The 16063-nt window shown below is 68.9% G+C and carries 14 protein-coding genes; 10 read left to right on the top strand and 4 right to left on the bottom strand.

Annotated features, from left to right (window positions below; genetic code table 11):
- Window positions 1–81: 81 nt before the first annotated feature.
- Window positions 82–1719: a hypothetical protein gene (locus tag G4Z16_RS25890; RefSeq protein WP_197353052.1), complete on the bottom strand. Its 1638-nt coding sequence runs from the start codon at window positions 1717–1719 to the stop codon at window positions 82–84.
- Window positions 1720–1981: 262 nt separating this feature from the next.
- On the bottom strand, window positions 1982–2215 hold the full coding sequence (locus G4Z16_RS25895; protein WP_197353053.1) for a hypothetical protein: 234 nt from the start codon (window positions 2213–2215) through the stop codon (window positions 1982–1984).
- A 139-nt stretch (window positions 2216–2354) separates the two neighbouring features.
- Here G4Z16_RS25895 and G4Z16_RS25900 point away from each other — a divergent pair, with 139 nt between their 5' ends.
- A complete protein-coding gene (locus G4Z16_RS25900) occupies window positions 2355–3329 on the top strand; it encodes a carbohydrate kinase family protein (protein WP_028435776.1) in 975 nt (324 codons plus the stop codon).
- An 80-nt stretch (window positions 3330–3409) separates the two neighbouring features.
- On the opposite strand, the gene G4Z16_RS25905 is transcribed toward G4Z16_RS25900, so the two are convergent.
- Window positions 3410–4888: a cysteine desulfurase/sulfurtransferase TusA family protein gene (locus tag G4Z16_RS25905; protein ID WP_197353054.1), complete on the bottom strand. Its 1479-nt coding sequence runs from the start codon at window positions 4886–4888 to the stop codon at window positions 3410–3412.
- A gap of 233 nt (window positions 4889–5121) precedes the next feature.
- On the opposite strand from G4Z16_RS25905, the gene ctaC reads away from it, so the two are divergent.
- The 4 genes from ctaC to G4Z16_RS25925 all read left to right on the top strand — a co-directional run bounded on the left by ctaC (window position 5122) and on the right by G4Z16_RS25925 (window position 9644).
- Window positions 5122–6114 carry an aa3-type cytochrome oxidase subunit II gene (gene ctaC / locus G4Z16_RS25910; RefSeq protein ID WP_425508119.1) on the top strand — a complete coding sequence of 331 codons (993 nt, stop codon included), beginning with the start codon at window positions 5122–5124 and terminating at the stop codon, window positions 6112–6114.
- Window positions 6111–7838, top strand: a complete 1728-nt coding sequence (gene ctaD, locus G4Z16_RS25915; protein WP_197353055.1) for an aa3-type cytochrome oxidase subunit I — start codon at window positions 6111–6113, stop codon at window positions 7836–7838. Before ctaC ends, ctaD begins: the two co-directional genes overlap by 4 nt.
- Window positions 7835–8233, top strand: coding sequence for a cytochrome c oxidase subunit 4 (locus G4Z16_RS25920; protein WP_197353056.1), 399 nt, complete (start codon window positions 7835–7837; stop codon window positions 8231–8233). The genes ctaD and G4Z16_RS25920 overlap by 4 nt, the downstream gene beginning before the upstream one ends.
- A gap of 208 nt (window positions 8234–8441) precedes the next feature.
- Window positions 8442–9644: a L,D-transpeptidase gene (locus G4Z16_RS25925; RefSeq protein ID WP_425508120.1), complete on the top strand. Its 1203-nt coding sequence runs from the start codon at window positions 8442–8444 to the stop codon at window positions 9642–9644.
- A 60-nt stretch (window positions 9645–9704) separates the two neighbouring features.
- Here the strand turns inward: G4Z16_RS25925 and G4Z16_RS25930 are convergent, their stop codons facing one another.
- Window positions 9705–10121, bottom strand: coding sequence for a hypothetical protein (locus G4Z16_RS25930; RefSeq protein ID WP_028435770.1), 417 nt, complete (start codon window positions 10119–10121; stop codon window positions 9705–9707).
- A gap of 191 nt (window positions 10122–10312) precedes the next feature.
- Between G4Z16_RS25930 and ctaE the strand changes: the two genes are divergently transcribed.
- The 5 genes from ctaE (at window position 10313) to trpD (ending at window position 15944) form a co-directional block, all read left to right on the top strand.
- Window positions 10313–10933, top strand: a complete 621-nt coding sequence (gene ctaE / locus G4Z16_RS25935; RefSeq protein ID WP_197353058.1) for an aa3-type cytochrome oxidase subunit III — start codon at window positions 10313–10315, stop codon at window positions 10931–10933.
- 93 nt (window positions 10934–11026) lie between these two features.
- Window positions 11027–11839 (top strand): cytochrome bc1 complex diheme cytochrome c subunit, encoded by an 813-nt coding sequence (qcrC, locus tag G4Z16_RS25940; protein ID WP_197353059.1) that lies wholly within the window; start codon window positions 11027–11029, stop codon window positions 11837–11839.
- Window positions 11836–12903: a cytochrome bc1 complex Rieske iron-sulfur subunit gene (gene qcrA / locus G4Z16_RS25945; protein ID WP_197353060.1), complete on the top strand. Its 1068-nt coding sequence runs from the start codon at window positions 11836–11838 to the stop codon at window positions 12901–12903. Before qcrC ends, qcrA begins: the two co-directional genes overlap by 4 nt.
- A complete protein-coding gene (gene qcrB, locus G4Z16_RS25950) occupies window positions 12900–14534 on the top strand; it encodes a cytochrome bc1 complex cytochrome b subunit (protein WP_197353061.1) in 1635 nt (544 codons plus the stop codon). The genes qcrA and qcrB overlap by 4 nt, the downstream gene beginning before the upstream one ends.
- 315 nt (window positions 14535–14849) lie before the next feature.
- Entirely contained in the window at window positions 14850–15944 is a 1095-nt protein-coding gene (gene trpD, locus G4Z16_RS25955) for an anthranilate phosphoribosyltransferase (RefSeq protein ID WP_197353062.1), read from the top strand.
- Window positions 15945–16063 lie beyond the last annotated feature (119 nt).

A 16063-nucleotide genomic window follows, 5' to 3' on the forward strand; every position in this document is an offset into this window, starting at 1 on the left:
CGTCGTTCCCGCCCCCGTGCTCTCAGGTCCTGTCGGGCGTTCGCGTTCCGCTTCCGCTATGCCTACCCGCCGATCGCCGGTTCACTTCCGCGGGAGGCCCTCTCCGTCAGTGGCGTCCACCACCTTGCGATCGCCGAGTGGCTTCTTCAGCTCTACCTCGACGGTCTGCCGCTTGGCCATCTTCACGCACACCTTTTTCGGGTCCGCATTCTTCGGGCGCACGGTCACCTTCACCGTGCTCCCCGACTCCTCGGCGCTCGCCTTGTAGCCGTCGCACACGCCGCCCCAGAAGGTCAGCTTCACGCTGCGGCCGTCCGCGGCGTAGGAAGTGAGGGCCTGAGCGGGGGCCGATCCGGGCTCCTCGGCCTGATCCGAGCCGGAGCCCGGCTTTGAACCCGGGTCCGAGCCGGTGTCGGCATCGGAACCGGAACCGGAGCCCGGGCCCGGCTGCGCGGGCTTCGCCGGCTTGAGGTACTCGGGTTCGATTGCGGGGTGGGCGACGCTCGCGGTGTGGTCACCGCCGAACTTCACCTCGTAGATCCAGGACGGTACGAGCACGGGCTTGCCGACCGTGTAGCGCGTGACCAGCCCGAACTCCGCGCCGGTCACCTTCAGCGCCTTGCGCGGCCTCACCTTTCCGGGATCGGCGCTGCGGGGCGGCGCCGGCTCGGCCTTTCCGGGCTCCGGCTTCCCGGGGTCGGCCCTTCGGGGCTCCGCCTGGTCTTCGGCGGCCCACGGCTCGCGGATCGTGCCCGTCCCCGCGCCGGAGGCCATGGCCCCCTGCTTGTTGAGGTGCTTCAGGGTCTCCTCCGCCGACATCACCGGGTAGGAGGCGCCCTTCCTCAGCTCGCCGAGATTGCCGTGCCCGAGCACGACCTTGCCGTCCTCGTTCACCGTGAAGGTGCTGTTCCAGTCCTTGGCGGGCATGCCGCCCACCTCGGGAGTGGCCGTCACCATGCGCAGCGGGCCCGTGGTCACGCCCGCGTCGAGCCGGGCCTTGTCGAGCTTCAGCGTCTTCAGCAGCGGCCGTACGGCGTCCTCGGCCTTCTTCTCCGAGACCGGATCACCCTTGCCGGACCCCGGCACCGACGAGCACGAGTCCGGGGCGTCGCCGTCGTCGGGCGGGATGATGTCGAGGTGCGGCACGGTCGGCAGCGGCCTGGCACAGTGCACCGGCCGGTCCGCGGACCGGTACGTCCAATTTCCGGCCATGCGGCCGTCGTTCACGATGAGGGCGGTTCCGCGGGGGGACTCGGCGTCCTCGCCCACGATCCACCGGCCGTCCTTGCGTTCCGGTTTCCCCTTCACACCGAGAGCGTCGGCGAGCGCGGATACCGAGGCACTCCCGACGTGCGCCGGATTGCGGTAGACGGATGCGGTGCCCGGGCCCTTCGGCAGCTCGCCGTTGGCGCGGTAGACCTGCGGATGCGGTTCGCCAGGCGCGATGCCCGGCCGCTCGCGGTCCCCTTCGCCGCTCTGACCGGCTGGTGCGAGACCGTCCAGGGCGAGAGGGGGCGGCTCGGACTCGTCGCCCGCGCCCGCTGACCCCCCTGGGCCTCCGGCCGGGCCCGCGGTCGAGGCCCACCAGGCGCCCCCGCCGCCGGCCACCAGTACTGCGGCCGCCACCGCGATCACGGGCAGCCGGTGCCTGCGGGCCGGGACGCCCGTTCCGCCGGCGGAGGTCTCCCCACCGGGCGTGGGAGACGTTTCGGTGCTCACGGCATCGCTCCTTCGTTCCGCTCACCGCGTCCCCGCCCGCCCCTGCCGACGAGTGGACCGCGATGGCACACCTGGGACGGAGCCGGAGCCCCGGAGGTTCCCGGAATCTCAGCGATGCCCGCCGGCCGGTACGTCGCGTATCTCGGCCGGCGCGGCAGTCGGTGCATGAGCACCTGGCGCAAAAAGGTCCATGGGGGAGCGGCGGAGGGCCGTCGCGGGGGCCGGGGAGGACGGGCCCCTGCCGCCCCGCGGGCCCCTGCACTCACCAGACGCCGTACTCGGACATGCCTTCCAGCACGCGGGCGGAGGCCGCCGGAACCCGGACCCCGTGCAGCGCTTCGTGGGAGGCCGGTGCCACGGCCGCGGCGCCCGGATCAGCGGGAATGTGCAGGGCCCATGCGGGCTCCGTCCAGTGCGGCGCCATGCGGGCGCAGTCACCCAGCAGTTCGTCCATCGACTCGGGGTCTGCGGCCGTGCGCCGCGTGAGGTTCCGCATGGGTCCGACGCTACGCAGCAGGTGAGGGCGCCTGGAAGGCCCTACTATCTGGTAGTTCCGTCCTGTTCGGTTGAGCGGAGGGAGCAGGTAGCGTGATGGTGCCATCCGACAGCGTCCTCCGACAGGAGCAGATTTCGCCGTGCGTATCGCAGTCACCGGCTCCATCGCGAATGACCACCTGATGACGTTCCCTGGGCGGTTCGCCGACCAGTTCGTCGCCGACCAGTTGCACACCGTCTCGCTCTCCTTCCTCGTCGACTCGCTCGAGATCCGGCGTGGCGGCGTGGGCGCCAACATCGCCTTCGGCATGGGGCAGCTCGGAGCGAACCCGATCCTGGTCGGCGCCGCGGGCGAGGATTTCGAGGAGTACCGAGCCTGGCTCGACAGGCACGGCGTGGACACGGAATCCGTCCACATCTCCGAGCTGCGGCACACAGCCCGCTTCGTCTGCACCACCGACGAGGCGCACAACCAGATCGGCTCCTTCTACACCGGGGCCATGAGCGAGGCCCGCCAGATCGAGCTGCAGACCGTCGCCGAGCGCGTCGGCGGCCTCGACCTCGTCTGCATCAGCGCCGACGACCCCGAGGCCATGACCCGGCACACCGAGGAGTGCCGCAAGCGGGGCATCCCCTTCGCTGCGGACTTCTCCCAGCAGATCGCGCGCATGGGGGGCGAGGACATCCGCGCCCTCATGGAGGGCGCGACGTACCTCTTCTCGAACGAGTACGAGAAGGAGCTCATCGAGACCAAGACCGGCTGGAGCGACAAGGAAATACTCGCCAAGGTCGGCACCCGGGTCGTCACGCTCGGCGCCAAGGGCGTCCGCATCGAGCGCGAGGGCGAGGAGCCGATCGTGGTCGGTGTGCCCAAGGAGGAGGCCAAGGCCGACCCCACCGGCGTCGGCGACGCCTTCCGCGCCGGCTTCCTCTCCGGCCTCGCCTGGGGCGTGAGCCTGGAGCGCGCCGCCCAGATCGGCTGCATGGTGGCCACTCTCGTCATCGAGACGGTGGGCACGCAGGAGTACGAGCTGAAGCGGGCGCACTTCATGGAGCGCTTCACGACGCAGTACGGCGAGGAGGCCGCCGCCGAGGTCGCCGCGCATCTGAAGTGACCCACTGACGGCATTCGTCATGCGAAGGCGGGGCGGCGGGGGCCGCCCCGCCTTTCGCGTCAAGTGCCGCCCGCACGCGGTCAGTCGAGCCGGCGCACCCTGAACTCGGTGCCGTCGGCGCCCAGATACTCCTGGCCCCGCATCTCGCACCAGGCGGGGATGTCGACCCGGGCCGCCTCGTCGTCCGCGAGGACCGTGATCACACCGCCCACCGGCACGTCGCCGATCGCCTTCGCGAGTTCGATCACCGGCAGCGGGCACAGCGAACCGAGCGCGTCCACCGTCACGTGGGAGGGCTCGGCGGATGCGGTCCGCTCCTCTCCGGCCGCCTCTTGGCGCGGCTCGCCCCGCTCGTCCGGCTCCTCCGGTGCCGCGTACGCCTCCGAGGCCGCGGCCTCCTCCGGCTTCCCCAACGGCCCTGCCGGCGCGCCCAGTTGTCCGCGCACCTCACGTACCGCCTCCGGAAGCACCTCCAGGAAGCGCTCGACGTCCTCCTCGGCCGAGGGCCCCGGCACGGGCGGCAGCGACAGGCGGATGTTGCCCTCCGAGAGCACCCCCATCGCACGCAGCACATGACTGGGCGTCAGCGTGCTCGACGTGCAGGACGAGCCCGAGGAGACCGAGAAGCCCAGCCGGTCGAGGGCGTGCAGCAGGGCCTCGCCGTCCACGTAGAGGCAGGAGAAGGTCACCAGATTCGGCAGGCGCCGCACGGGATCGCCGACCACCTCGACGTCCGGGACCAGTTCGGGCACCCGCGCACGCACCCTGTCGACCAGCACGCGCAGTCGTTCCGCCGCCGCGTCCGCCTCGGCGCGCACGGCACGCAGCGACGCCGCCGCGGCCACGATCGCCGGGATGTTCTCGAACCCGGGGGAGCGAGCCGACTCCCGCTCGTCCGTGGGCGGCGGCGCCACGAAGCGCACGCCCTTGCGGACGGCCAGCAGCCCCACACCGGCCGGCCCGCCCCACTTGTGCGCGCTGCCCGCCAGCAGTGACCAGCCCTCGCCGGCCCGGCCCCATGCCAGCGACTGCGCCGCGTCGACGAGGAGCGGGACCCCGGCGCCCGAGCACAGCCCGGCCACCTCGGTCACCGGCTGCTCGGTGCCCACCTCGTGGTTGGCGGACTGCAGACAGGCCAGCGCGGTGTCCTCCCCGAGCGCTGCCGCGAAGTCCGCCGCGGCCACCCGTCCCGTACGGCCGACGGGCACCTCGGTCACGGCCCCGCCCGCGGCCTCGTGCGCGGCGGCCGCGTGCAGCACAGCGGAGTGCTCCACGGCGGAGACGACCAGCCGCCGTCCCGCACGGCGGCGCCCCGCGAGCGCGCCCGCGATGCCGGTGTGCAGGGCACGGGCACCCGATGGGGTGAAAACCAGCTCGTCCGGACGGCATCCGACCGCCTCTGCGGCCGTCTCGCGCGCGGCGTCCAGCAGCACCCGCGCCCGCCGTCCCTCGCGGTGCAGCCGAGCGGGGTCCGCCCATCCCTCGTCCAGCGAGGCGATCAGCGCCTCACGGGCGACGGGGTGCAGGGGTACGGAGGACGCGGCATCGAAATAGGGCACATGGGAACGCTAACGCGGCGGCGCCTCACCGGGCGTGCGGCGCCCGACGAGGCGCCACAGGGCGCCTGTTGAGGGGCCTGCGGCGCGTTGGGGACCCTCCCCGCGAGGCCCCGAGAACGGTCCAGTAAGGTTTGCCCCGCATAAACATCAAACCCCTGCCCGCGCCAGGGGCCGCGCCCGACCAGCAACGGCCGAGCCGGCATGGGCGGGCGAGACTCTCGGGAAGGCGCTACGTGAGTCCCAACGGCTCCGACCTCCCCCACCGCCCGCCGGGCGTGGGCGGTACCCCCATGCGGCGCCCGATGCGGCGGAAGCTGCAGCAGGCGTTTGCCGCGGGCCTGGTCCTGGCTACCGCTACCGGTTGCACATACAAGGACTTCCCCCGCCTAGGTATGCCCACCCCCGTCACGGATGAGGCTCCGCGGATCCTCTCCCTGTGGCAGGGATCCTGGGCGGCAGCGCTCGCCGTGGGCGTTCTGGTCTGGGGGCTCATCCTGTGGAGCGTCCTCTTCCACCGGCGCTCGAGGACCAAGGTCGAGGTCCCTCCGCAGACCCGGTACAACATGCCGATCGAGGCCCTGTACACGGTGGTCCCCATCATCATCGTGGCGGTGCTCTTCTACTTCACCGCGCGGGACGAGACCAAGCTCCTCGCGACGACGAAGAAGCCCGACCACGTCGTCAACGTGGTGGGCTTCCAGTGGAGCTGGGGCTTCAACTACATCGAGGACGTGGACGGCAAGCCCTCCACCTCGAACACCGGCGACAAGGAACTCTCCGCCATCCCGGACCGGATGAGGACGGCCTTCCCCAAGGGGGCCGACGGCGTCTACACCGTCGGGACGCCCGCCGAGCGCAACCCCCAGACCAACAACCCGGGTCCCACGCTCTGGCTGCCCAAGGGCGAGACGGTGCAGTTCATCCTCACCTCCCGCGACGTCATCCACTCCTTCTGGCCGGTGCCCTTCCTCATGAAGCAGGACGTGCTCCCCGGTCACGTCAACCGCTTCGAGGTGACTCCCAGCAAGGAGGGCACCTACGTTGGCAAGTGCGCCGAACTGTGCGGCGTCGACCACTCCCGGATGCTCTTCAACGTGAAGGTCGTTTCACCGGAGCGTTTCCAGAAGCATCTGAAGGACCTGGCCAAGAAGGGCCAGACCGGCTACATCCCGTCGGGCACCGCCACCACCGGCGACGCCAGGAATGCGGAGACGAATAACCCGTGAGCATCCTCAACGAACCCAAGGGTGCCGCCGCGACGGCCGAGGCAGCACCGCCCGTACGGCAGAAGACGCCCGGCGCCATGCTGGTCGACTGGGCCACCACGACCGACCACAAGAAGATCGGGACGCTGTACTTCGTCACGTCCTTCGCCTTCTTCCTCTTCGGCGGCGTGATGGCGCTGTTCATGCGCGCCGAACTCGCCCGGCCCGGCATCCAGGTCATGTCGAGCGAGCAGTTCAACCAGGCGTTCACCATGCACGGCACGATCATGCTGCTGATGTTCGCCACTCCGCTGTTCGCCGGTTTCGCGAACTGGATCATGCCGCTGCAGATCGGCTCGCCCGATGTGGCCTTCCCGCGGCTGAACATGCTGGCGTACTGGCTGTACCTCTTCGGTTCGCTCATCGCGGTCGGCGGTTTCCTCACGCCGTCCGGCGCCGCGGACTTCGGCTGGTTCGCCTACTCGCCGCTCTCGGACGCGGTCCGTTCGCCGGGCATGGGCGCCGATCTGTGGATCATGGGCCTCGCGCTCTCCGGCTTCGGCACCATCCTCGGTTCCGTCAACTTCATCACCACGATCATCTGCATGCGCGCACCCGGCATGACGATGTTCCGGATGCCGATCTTCACGTGGAACGTGCTGCTCACAGGTGTTCTGGTGCTGCTGGCGTTCCCGGTGCTCGCCGCGGCGCTGCTCGCGCTGGAGGCGGACCGCGAGTTCGGGGCGCACATCTTCGACTCGGCCAACGGCGGGGCGTTGCTGTGGCAACACCTGTTCTGGTTCTTCGGCCATCCCGAGGTGTACATCATCGCGTTGCCGTTCTTCGGCATCATCTCCGAGGTCATCCCGGTCTTCAGTCGCAAGCCGATGTTCGGGTACATCAGCCTCATCGGTGCCACGATCGCCATCGCGGGCCTCTCGGCGACGGTCTGGGCGCACCACATGTACGTCACGGGCGGGGTGTTGCTGCCCTTCTTCGCCTTCATGACGTTCCTGATCGCGGTGCCGACGGGCGTGAAGTTCTTCAACTGGATCGGCACGATGTGGAAGGGCTCACTGTCCTTCGAGACGCCGATGCTCTGGTCGATCGGCTTCCTCGTCACGTTCCTCTTCGGCGGTCTGACCGGCGTCATCCTGGCCGCGCCGCCGATGGACTTCCACGTCTCCGACTCGTACTTCGTGGTGGCGCACTTCCACTACGTCGTCTTCGGAACGGTCGTCTTCGCGATGTTCGCCGGATTCCACTTCTGGTGGCCGAAGTTCACCGGGAAGATCCTCGACGAGCGGCTCGGCAAGATCACCTTCTGGACGCTGTTCGTCGGCTTCCACGGCACCTTCCTCGTCCAGCACTGGCTGGGCGCCGAGGGCATGCCGCGCCGCTACGCCGACTACCTGGCCGCGGACGGTTTCACCGCCCTGAACACCGTCTCGACGATCAGCTCCTTCGTGCTGGGGCTGTCGGTCCTGCCGTTCCTCTACAACGTCTGGAAGACGGCCAAGTACGGCAAGAAGGTCGAGACCGACGACCCGTGGGGCTACGGCCGCTCCCTGGAATGGGCGACGAGCTGCCCGCCCCCGCGGCACAACTTCCTCCAGCTGCCGCGCATCCGTTCCGAGTCGCCGGCGTTCGATCTGCACTACCCCGAGGTCGCGGCTCTCGACCAGCTCGGCGAGCAGCAGGCAGCCGACCGGACGCTGGTCGGCCGTAAGGAGGACTCGAAGTGAAGATCCAGGGCAAGATGTTCCTCGGCCTGGCCGTCTTCCTGCTCGCCACGGCGATCGTCTACGGCGCCTGGTCGAAGGAGCCGGTCGGCACGACCGGGCTGTTCCTCGCCTTCGGTCTGGCGGTCATGATCGGCTACTACCTCGCCTTCACCGCCCGCCGCGTGGACGTCGGCGCGCAGGACAACAAGGAGGCCGAGGTCGCGGACGACGCCGGCGAGGTCGGGTTCTTCAGCCCGCACAGCTGGCAGCCGCTCGCCCTCGGGCTCGGTGCGGCCTTCGGGTTCCTGGGCGTGGCCTTCGGATGGTGGCTGGTGTTCGTCTCGGCGCCGCTGCTCTTCGTCGGCCTCTTCGGCTGGGTCTTCGAGTACTACCACGGCGAGAATCGCACTCAGTGAGGCTCCAGGCCGGGCCTCGCACTCGGTGAGGCTCGCGGCTGAAGCATTCCGCAAATGGGTCGGCCCCCGGTGATCACCGGGGGCCGACCCATTTGCATGCGCCCAAGAGGCCCTGAATTGTGACAGTTCCTACCTTGGGCCTATGAATCACTCTTCGAACAGGACGAAGCGCCGGCTCTCAGCCGGCTGTGCCCTCACCCTCATACCGATGGCTGTCGGACTGACCTCGTGCAGTGTCGGCAGCGACGGGAACCCCCTCGCAGGTGCCCCGTACGACGCCAGCAACCAGATTTCCGTCAGCGCGGGCGAGGAGGGGGCGGTCGTGGACCCCTCCCAGCCCCTCGAGGTGACCGCCACGGGCGACGAAGGACGGATAGCCGACGTCACCGCCGTGGACACCGCGGGACGCTTCCTCAGCGGCAAGCTCTCCGATGACGGCAAGCGCTGGCGGAGCACGACCGGCCTCGCCGCGGGTGTCCGCTACACCGTCCGCATCAGCACCGAGAACGGCTCCGGTGAGCAGGGGCGCCGGACGCTGAACTTCCAGACCAAGCCCGCGCACGCGAAGCGGCTCGGCGTGACCTTCGGGCCCGACAGCGGCACCTACGGCGTGGGCCAGCCCATCACCGCCGAGCTGAGCCACAAGGTCAAGGGCGCCAAGCAGCGCAAGCTCGTCGAAGGCGCGCTCACAGTGAAGTCCTCCCCGCACGTCGAGGGGGCCTGGCACTGGGTGGACAGCAAGGAGCTCCACTACCGCCCGAAGGAGTACTGGCCCGCGCACTCCACCATCAGTGTCCGCTCCCGCCTGAAGGGCCTGAAGGTGCGCGAGGGCCTCTACGGGGACACGGCCAAGCCCGTCAAGCTGAAGACCGGCGACCGGGTGGAAGCCCTGGCGGACGCGTCGGGTCTGTCCATGAAGTTCAGCAAGAACGGCAAGGTCATCAAGGAGATCCCGATCACCACCGGCAAGGCCGGGTTCGAGACCCGCAACGGCACGAAGGTGATCCTGGGCCGGGAGTCGTTCGTACGGATGCGGAGCGGCAGCGTCGGCATCGGCGGCGGCGAGTCCTACGACCTGGGCGTCCACTGGGCCTCGCGGCTCACCTGGAGCGGCGAGTACGTGCACGCCGCCCCGTGGTCCTCCGGCTCGCACGGCGTATCCAACAGCAGCCACGGCTGCACCGGCATGAGCACGGAGAACGCTCAGTGGTTCTTCGAGAACGTGCGGAACGGCGTCCCCGTCAAGTACGTCAACTCCGACGGGGAGAACATGCCGGCCTTCGGCAACGGCTTCGGCGACTGGAACATGTCCTGGGCGAAGTGGAAGAAGGGCAGCGCAGTGCTGCGCGGCTCCCACGGCCAGGACTCCGCTTCCGCGACCGGAGTGAACAGGCTGCGCCCGCAGGTCTGACCGCGTCCGGGCCGTCATGGGCCCGGACGACGACCAGCAGGGGGGATCAGGCCGGGGGGATCAGAGAGGCTGTACCTGCGCAGACGCCCCGTCGCTCTCACGGAGAAGCCCCGCCAGGGCGCCCGCGAGGGCGACAGGGTCGATCGGATGCGAGACGGCGGCCTCCGCGCGGCTCCAGGAGGCCAGCCAGGCGTCCTGCGGGCGTCCGATGAGCAGCAGCACAGGGGGGCAGTCGAAGATCTCGTCCTTGATCTGCCGGCACACGCCCATGCCGCCCGCCGGTGCCGTCTCCCCGTCGAGCACGCACACGTCGATACGGTGCTTCTCCAGCGTGGAGAGGACCGCGGGGAGCGTCGCGCACTCCACGTACTCCACGGGCGGCACGTCCGCGGCGGGACGGCGGCCGGCGGCGAGCCGCACCTGCTCGCGGGTGTCGGTGTTGTCGCTGTAGACCAGCACCGTGGCGGTCGGCTGCATCGTTCCTCCGCTGGACGTATCTCGCTCGTGATCACGTGACGGCAAGGAGCCGCAGCGCGGATGTTACTCCCTCGCCACGCTCCTCAACACCGCTTCGTGTGCCCCGGGGAGAGGCTTGTTTGAGCTGGACACACTGCCTGGACACACCGAACGGCACCCCGGGAGTAAGGGCCCTATGAGCGACCGACATAATGTCGGTCGTGGCGACAGCAACAGCAGTAGAAACCGGGCACGCGCACCCGTCGGTCAACAGGCCGAACCTCACCAGCGTCGGAACGATCATCTGGCTGAGTTCCGAGTTGATGTTCTTCGCGGCCCTCTTCGCGATGTACTTCACCCTGCGGTCCGTGACGGGTGCGGACTTCTGGAAGGAACATGCCGACGCGCTGAACGTGCCCTTCTCGGCGGTGAACACCACGATCCTGGTGCTCTCTTCGCTCACCTGTCAGCTCGGTGTCTTCGCCGCCGAGCGCGGTGACGTGAAGAAGCTGCGGGGCTGGTTCATCATCACCTTCGTCATGGGTGCGATCTTCATCGGCGGCCAGATCTTCGAGTACACGGAGCTGGTGGAGAAGGACGGCATCTCGCTCTCCTCGGATCCCTACGGCTCGGTGTTCTACCTGACCACCGGCTTCCACGGGATGCACGTCACGGGTGGTCTGATCGCGTTCCTGCTCCTGCTCGGCAGGACGTACGCGGCCAGGCGCTTCACGCATCAGCAGGCCACTGCAGCCATCGTCGTGTCCTACTACTGGCACTTCGTCGATGTCGTCTGGATCGGCCTCTTCGCCACGATCTACCTGATCAAGTAGCTGATCGGGCGCCGGTGCGCGCGAGCGTGCGCCGGGCAGTGACAGACACAAGCACAAGCATCGACGCAGAAGATCCTGACACCGGGGTAATCCGTGAAAAAGCTCTCCGCACGACGGCGCCATCCGCTGGCGGCGCTCGTCGTTCTCATCTTCGCGCTGGCGGCCACCGGGGGGCTGTACGCCGCGTTCGCTCCCGCAGGTGAAGCGAAGGCCGAACAGTCGTCGAGCCAGTCCCTCGCCATCGAGGAGGGCAAGAGGCTCTACGACGTGGGCTGTTCCAGCTGCCACGGAACCGGCGGCCAGGGCACCAGCGACGGCCCCAGCCTGGTGGGCGTCGGCTCCGCCGCCGTGGACTTCCAGGTCGGGACCGGCCGGATGCCCGCGCAGCAGCCGGGCGCCCAGGTGCCGAAGAAGAAGAGGATCTACAGCGAGCACGAGACGGACCAGCTCGCCGCCTACGTCGCCTCGTTGGGCTCCGGTCCGATCAAGCCCACCAAGAGCCAGTACGACCCGAGCGGCGCCGACATCGCCAACGGTGGTCAGCTCTTCCGTACGAACTGCGCCCAGTGTCACAATTTCACCGGTGAGGGCGGGGCACTCACGCACGGCAAGTACGCGCCGGGTCTCAGCGATGTCGACCCCAAGCATGTCTACGAGGCCATGCAGACCGGCCCGCAGAACATGCCTTCCTTCCCGGACAAGGTGTTGCCCCAGCAGGAGAAGCGGGACATCGCCGCATACCTGAAGACGGTGAACAGCAAGGAGTCCGAAAACCCCGGTGGTTACAAGCTGGGCGGCCTGGGTCCCGTCATCGAGGGCCTGTTCGCCTGGATCTTCGGCCTCGGCGTCCTCATCCTCGTCGCCATCTGGGTCGCAGCTCGGACCGCAAAGGCCAAGAAGTCATGAGCGAGACTGGATCACACGAGAACGTGTCTGAGAAGAACCTGCCGACCGAGCAGCAGAACGGTCACGGTGCCGTGGCCGTCGCGGACGATCCGTTCGCCGACCCGGGCCTGCCGCCGCACGAGCCGCGGATCCAGGACATGGACGAGCGCGCCGCCAAGCGCTCCGAGCGCGTCGTGGCCATGCTCTTCACGGCCTCGATGCTGGCCACGCTCGGCTTCATCGCGAGCTTCGTGCTCATCCCGGTCGACAAGTTCATCTACGTCTGGCCGGCCGGGCGCATCGGTGCGCTGAACTTCGCGCTGGGAATGACGCTCGGCGTCGCTCTCTTCTGCATCGGCGCGGGCGCGGTCCACTGGGCGCGCACCCTGATGTCGGACCACGAACTGGTCGACGAGCGGCACGCCGTCTCCGCCGAGCCGGAGACCCGCGCGAAGGTCATGGAGGACTTCGCGCAGGGCGCCAAGGAGTCCGGCCTCGGGCGCCGTTCGCTCATCCGCAAGACCATGTTCGGCGCACTGACCCTGGTGCCGCTCTCCGGTGTCGTACTCCTGCGTGACCTCGGGCCGCTGCCGGAGGACAAGCTGGAGCACACGCTGTGGTCCAAGGGCAAGCTCCTGGTGAACGAGAACACCCAGGAGCCCCTGCGCCCCGAGGACATCACCGTCGGCTCGCTCACCTTCGCCATGCCCGAGGGCCTGGAGGAGGAGGACGAGGACTTTCAGCAGCAGATCGCCAAGGCGGCCCTGATGCTCGTCCGGCTCGAGCCCGACGACATCAAGGACAAGCGGGAGTTGGACTGGTCCCACGAGGGGATCGTCGCCTACTCCAAGATCTGCACCCACGTCGGCTGTCCTGTCAGCCTCTACGAGCAGCAGACGCACCACGTGCTCTGCCCGTGCCACCAGTCGACCTTCGACCTGTCGGACGGTGCACGAGTGATCTTCGGCCCGGCGGGCCACGCGCTGCCGCAGCTGAAGATCAGCGTAAACAACGACGGATTCCTCGAAGCGCAGGGCGACTTCGAAGAACCCGTGGGCCCGGCCTACTGGGAGCGTCGAGCATGAGTACAGCAACCGAGACCACCGCCCCGAAGCGCAAGGCACCCGCCGGCGAGCGGGTCGCGGACTGGGCCGACGGCCGCCTGGGGATCTACTCCCTGGCCAAGGCCAACATGCGCAAGATCTTCCCGGACCACTGGTCCTTCATGCTGGGTGAGGTCGCGCTCTACAGCTTCATCATCATCATCCTGACCGGCGTGTATCTGACGCTGTTCTTCCACCCGTCGATGAACGAGGTGGAGTATCACGGCAGTTACGTGCCGATGCAGGGCGTACGGATGTCGGAGGCGTTCGCCTCCACGCTGGACATCAGCTTCGACGTCCGCGGCGGTCTGCTCGTCCGGCAGATCCACCACTGGGCGGCGCTGATCTTCCTCGGCGCGATGTTCGTGCACATGATGCGCGTCTTCTTCACCGGCGCGTTCCGCAAGCCGCGCGAGATCAACTGGCTGTTCGGCTTCCTGCTGTTCGTGCTGGGCATGTTCACCGGCTTCACCGGCTACTCCCTGCCGGACGACCTGCTCTCGGGCACCGGCGTGAGGTTCATGGAGGGCGCGATCCTCTCCATGCCGATCGTCGGCACCTACATGTCGATGTTCCTCTTCGGCGGAGAGTTCCCCGGGCACGATTTCGTCGCGCGGTTCTTCTCGGTCCACGTGCTGCTGCTGCCGGGGATCATGCTGGGCCTGCTCGTGGCGCATCTGATCCTGGTCTTCTATCACAAGCACACGCAGTTCGCCGGTCCCGGCCGTACGAACAAGAACGTGGTCGGAATGCCGCTGCTGCCGGTCTACATGGCCAAGGCAGGAGGCTTCTTCTTCCTCGTCTTCGGCGTCATCTCCGCCATCTCCGCGGCCTTCACCGTCAACCCGATCTGGGTGCTCGGCCCGTACAGGCCGGATCAGGTGTCGACCAATGCGCAGCCCGACTGGTACATGGGCTTCTCCGAGGGGCTGATCCGCATCATGCCCGGCTGGGAGATCCATCTGTGGGGCCACACGCTTGTGATGGGCGTCTTCATCCCGCTGATGGTCTTCCCGCTGGTGCTGGCGGCGATCGCCGTCTATCCGTTCATCGAGTCGTGGGTGACGGGCGACAAACGCGAGCATCACATCGCCGACCGGCCCCGCAACGCCCCGACACGTACGGCCTTCGGCGCGGCCTGGATCGCCTGGTACACGGTGATGCTGATCGGCGGCGGCAACGACCTGGTGGCAACGCACTTCGACCTGTCGATCAACTCGATCACATGGTTCGTGCGGATCGCCTTCTTCGTGGTGCCGGTGGTCGTCTTCTTCATCACCCGGCGCGCGTGTCTCGGGCTCCAGCGCCGCGACAAGGAGAAGGTGCTGCACGGTCGCGAGTCCGGCATCATCAAGCGGCTCCCGCACGGCGAGTTCATCGAGGTGCACGAGCAGCTCTCCCAGGAGCAGCTGCACACGCTCACCTCGCACGAGCAGCACAAGCCGTACGAGGTCGGCCCGGAGACGGACGAGAACGGCGTCCAGCGGAAGGTCGGCCGCGGGCAGAAGCTGCGCGCCCGGCTCTCCAAGGGCTACTACGGCGAGCAGGCGCAGATCCCCAAGCCGACCGCCGAGGAGTACCAGGAGCTCACGAGCGGCCACGGCCACCACTGAGCCTCCAGCGGCGCCGCCGGGTGCGGGCCGCGCAGCCACGGACGAGGGGCCGGGCTTCCCGAGGGGGAGCCCGGCCCCTCGCGCACGTCCGCGTCCGGCTCGACGACCGGTGCCGCAACGCCGGCCCCGACCCGCGCGCGCCGAACGGAGGTCCTGGCCGGGGACGGGTGCCGCTAGGGTGGGGACTGGCCGGGCCCTGATGCCGGGCCGTCCCCCACGCCGTACTCCCGCATGCCGGCCGCCGGTGCACCCGGTGATCCGGGCCGGGCCACGGGTGCGTGGGCCCCAGCCGAATCGATGACCTCAGGAGGGATCATGAGTGCCGTTCCATCTTCCGGCTCTCCCGCCCCCGGAGCCTCTGGCCTGGGAGGTACCTCAGGAGGTCCGAAAACCTGGCCGGACGTACTGACATCGCTGCTCGCCGGTGAGGATCTCAGCGCCGACGCCACCGCGTGGGCGATGGACAACATCATGCGCGGCGAGGCCACCGACGCGCAGATCGCCGGTTTCGCGGTGGCGCTGCGGGCCAAGGGCGAGACGGTGGGGGAGATCTCGGGTCTCGTACGGGCGATGTACGCGCACGCGAACGTGATCGAGGTGCCGGGCCCGACCGTCGACATCGTCGGTACGGGCGGCGACAGGGCCCGTACGGTCAACATCTCCACGATGTCCGCGATCGTCGTCGCCGGGTGCGGTGCCAAGGTCGTCAAGCACGGCAACCGTGCCGCCTCCAGCGCGAGCGGTGCCACGGACGTGCTGGAAAAGCTGGGCGTCAATCTGGAGTTGAGCCCGCAGCGCGTGGCCGAGGTGGCCTCGGAGGCGGGGATCACATTCTGCTTCGCCGTGAAGTTCCACCCGTCGTTGCGCCATGTGGCCAACGCGCGGGGCGAGTTGGGCATCCCCACCTCGTTCAACTTCCTCGGCCCGCTGACGAACCCCGCACGTGTACGGGCTCAGGCGACGGGGGTCGCCAATCCCCGCATGGCGCCCATCATGGCCGGCGTGCTGGCCGAACGCGGCTCGTCCGCCCTTGTCTTCCGCGGCGACGACGGGCTGGACGAGCTGACGACCACCGCCACGTCCACGGTGTGGGTCGTACGGGACGGGGCGGTGCGCGAGGAGTCCTTCGACCCGCGTGACGTCGGCCTCGACATCGTGCCCGTCGAAGCGCTGCGCGGCGCCGACGCCGCCTACAACGCCGATGTGGCCCGCGCTCTGCTGGACGGCGAGCACGGCCCCGTGCGGGACGCCGTGCTGCTCAACTCCGCCGCGGCACTCGTCGCTCTCGAACCGGGAGACGCCCCGCTGACGGAGCAGATCCGCGTGGCGATGGGCAGGGCGGCCGAGTCGGTCGACAGCGGCGCCGCGCGTGCCGCGCTGGACCGCTGGGTGACTGCCAGCCATATGTGACACCGGAGTGCCGCTGAGTCTCCGCCCCCTGGGCCCCGGTCCAGGGGGCGCCCGCACGTCCGTCCGGGATACGGACTAGGTGGCGGAGCCCGCGGCACGGTGTGCCATACTTCCCGCCA

Origin of the sequence: Streptomyces bathyalis, from assembly GCF_015910445.1 — a bacterium.
GTDB classification, from domain to species: Bacteria; Actinomycetota; Actinomycetes; order Streptomycetales; family Streptomycetaceae; genus Streptomyces; species Streptomyces bathyalis.

Bases quoted from the DNA above. Each gene is read 5' to 3' on its own strand.
- qcrA (WP_197353060.1), top strand. From the start codon at position 11,836: ATGAGCGAGACTGGATCACACGAGAACGTGTCTGAGAAGAACCTGCCG.
- trpD (WP_197353062.1), top strand. From the start codon at position 14,850: ATGAGTGCCGTTCCATCTTCCGGCTCTCCCGCCCCCGGAGCCTCTGGC.
- G4Z16_RS25925 (WP_425508120.1), top strand. From the start codon at position 8,442: ATGGCTGTCGGACTGACCTCGTGCAGTGTCGGCAGCGACGGGAACCCC.
- ctaE (WP_197353058.1), top strand. From the start codon at position 10,313: ATGTCGGTCGTGGCGACAGCAACAGCAGTAGAAACCGGGCACGCGCAC.
- qcrB (WP_197353061.1), top strand. From the start codon at position 12,900: ATGAGTACAGCAACCGAGACCACCGCCCCGAAGCGCAAGGCACCCGCC.
- G4Z16_RS25930 (WP_028435770.1), bottom strand. From the start codon at position 10,121: ATGCAGCCGACCGCCACGGTGCTGGTCTACAGCGACAACACCGACACC.
- G4Z16_RS25895 (WP_197353053.1), bottom strand. From the start codon at position 2,215: ATGCGGAACCTCACGCGGCGCACGGCCGCAGACCCCGAGTCGATGGAC.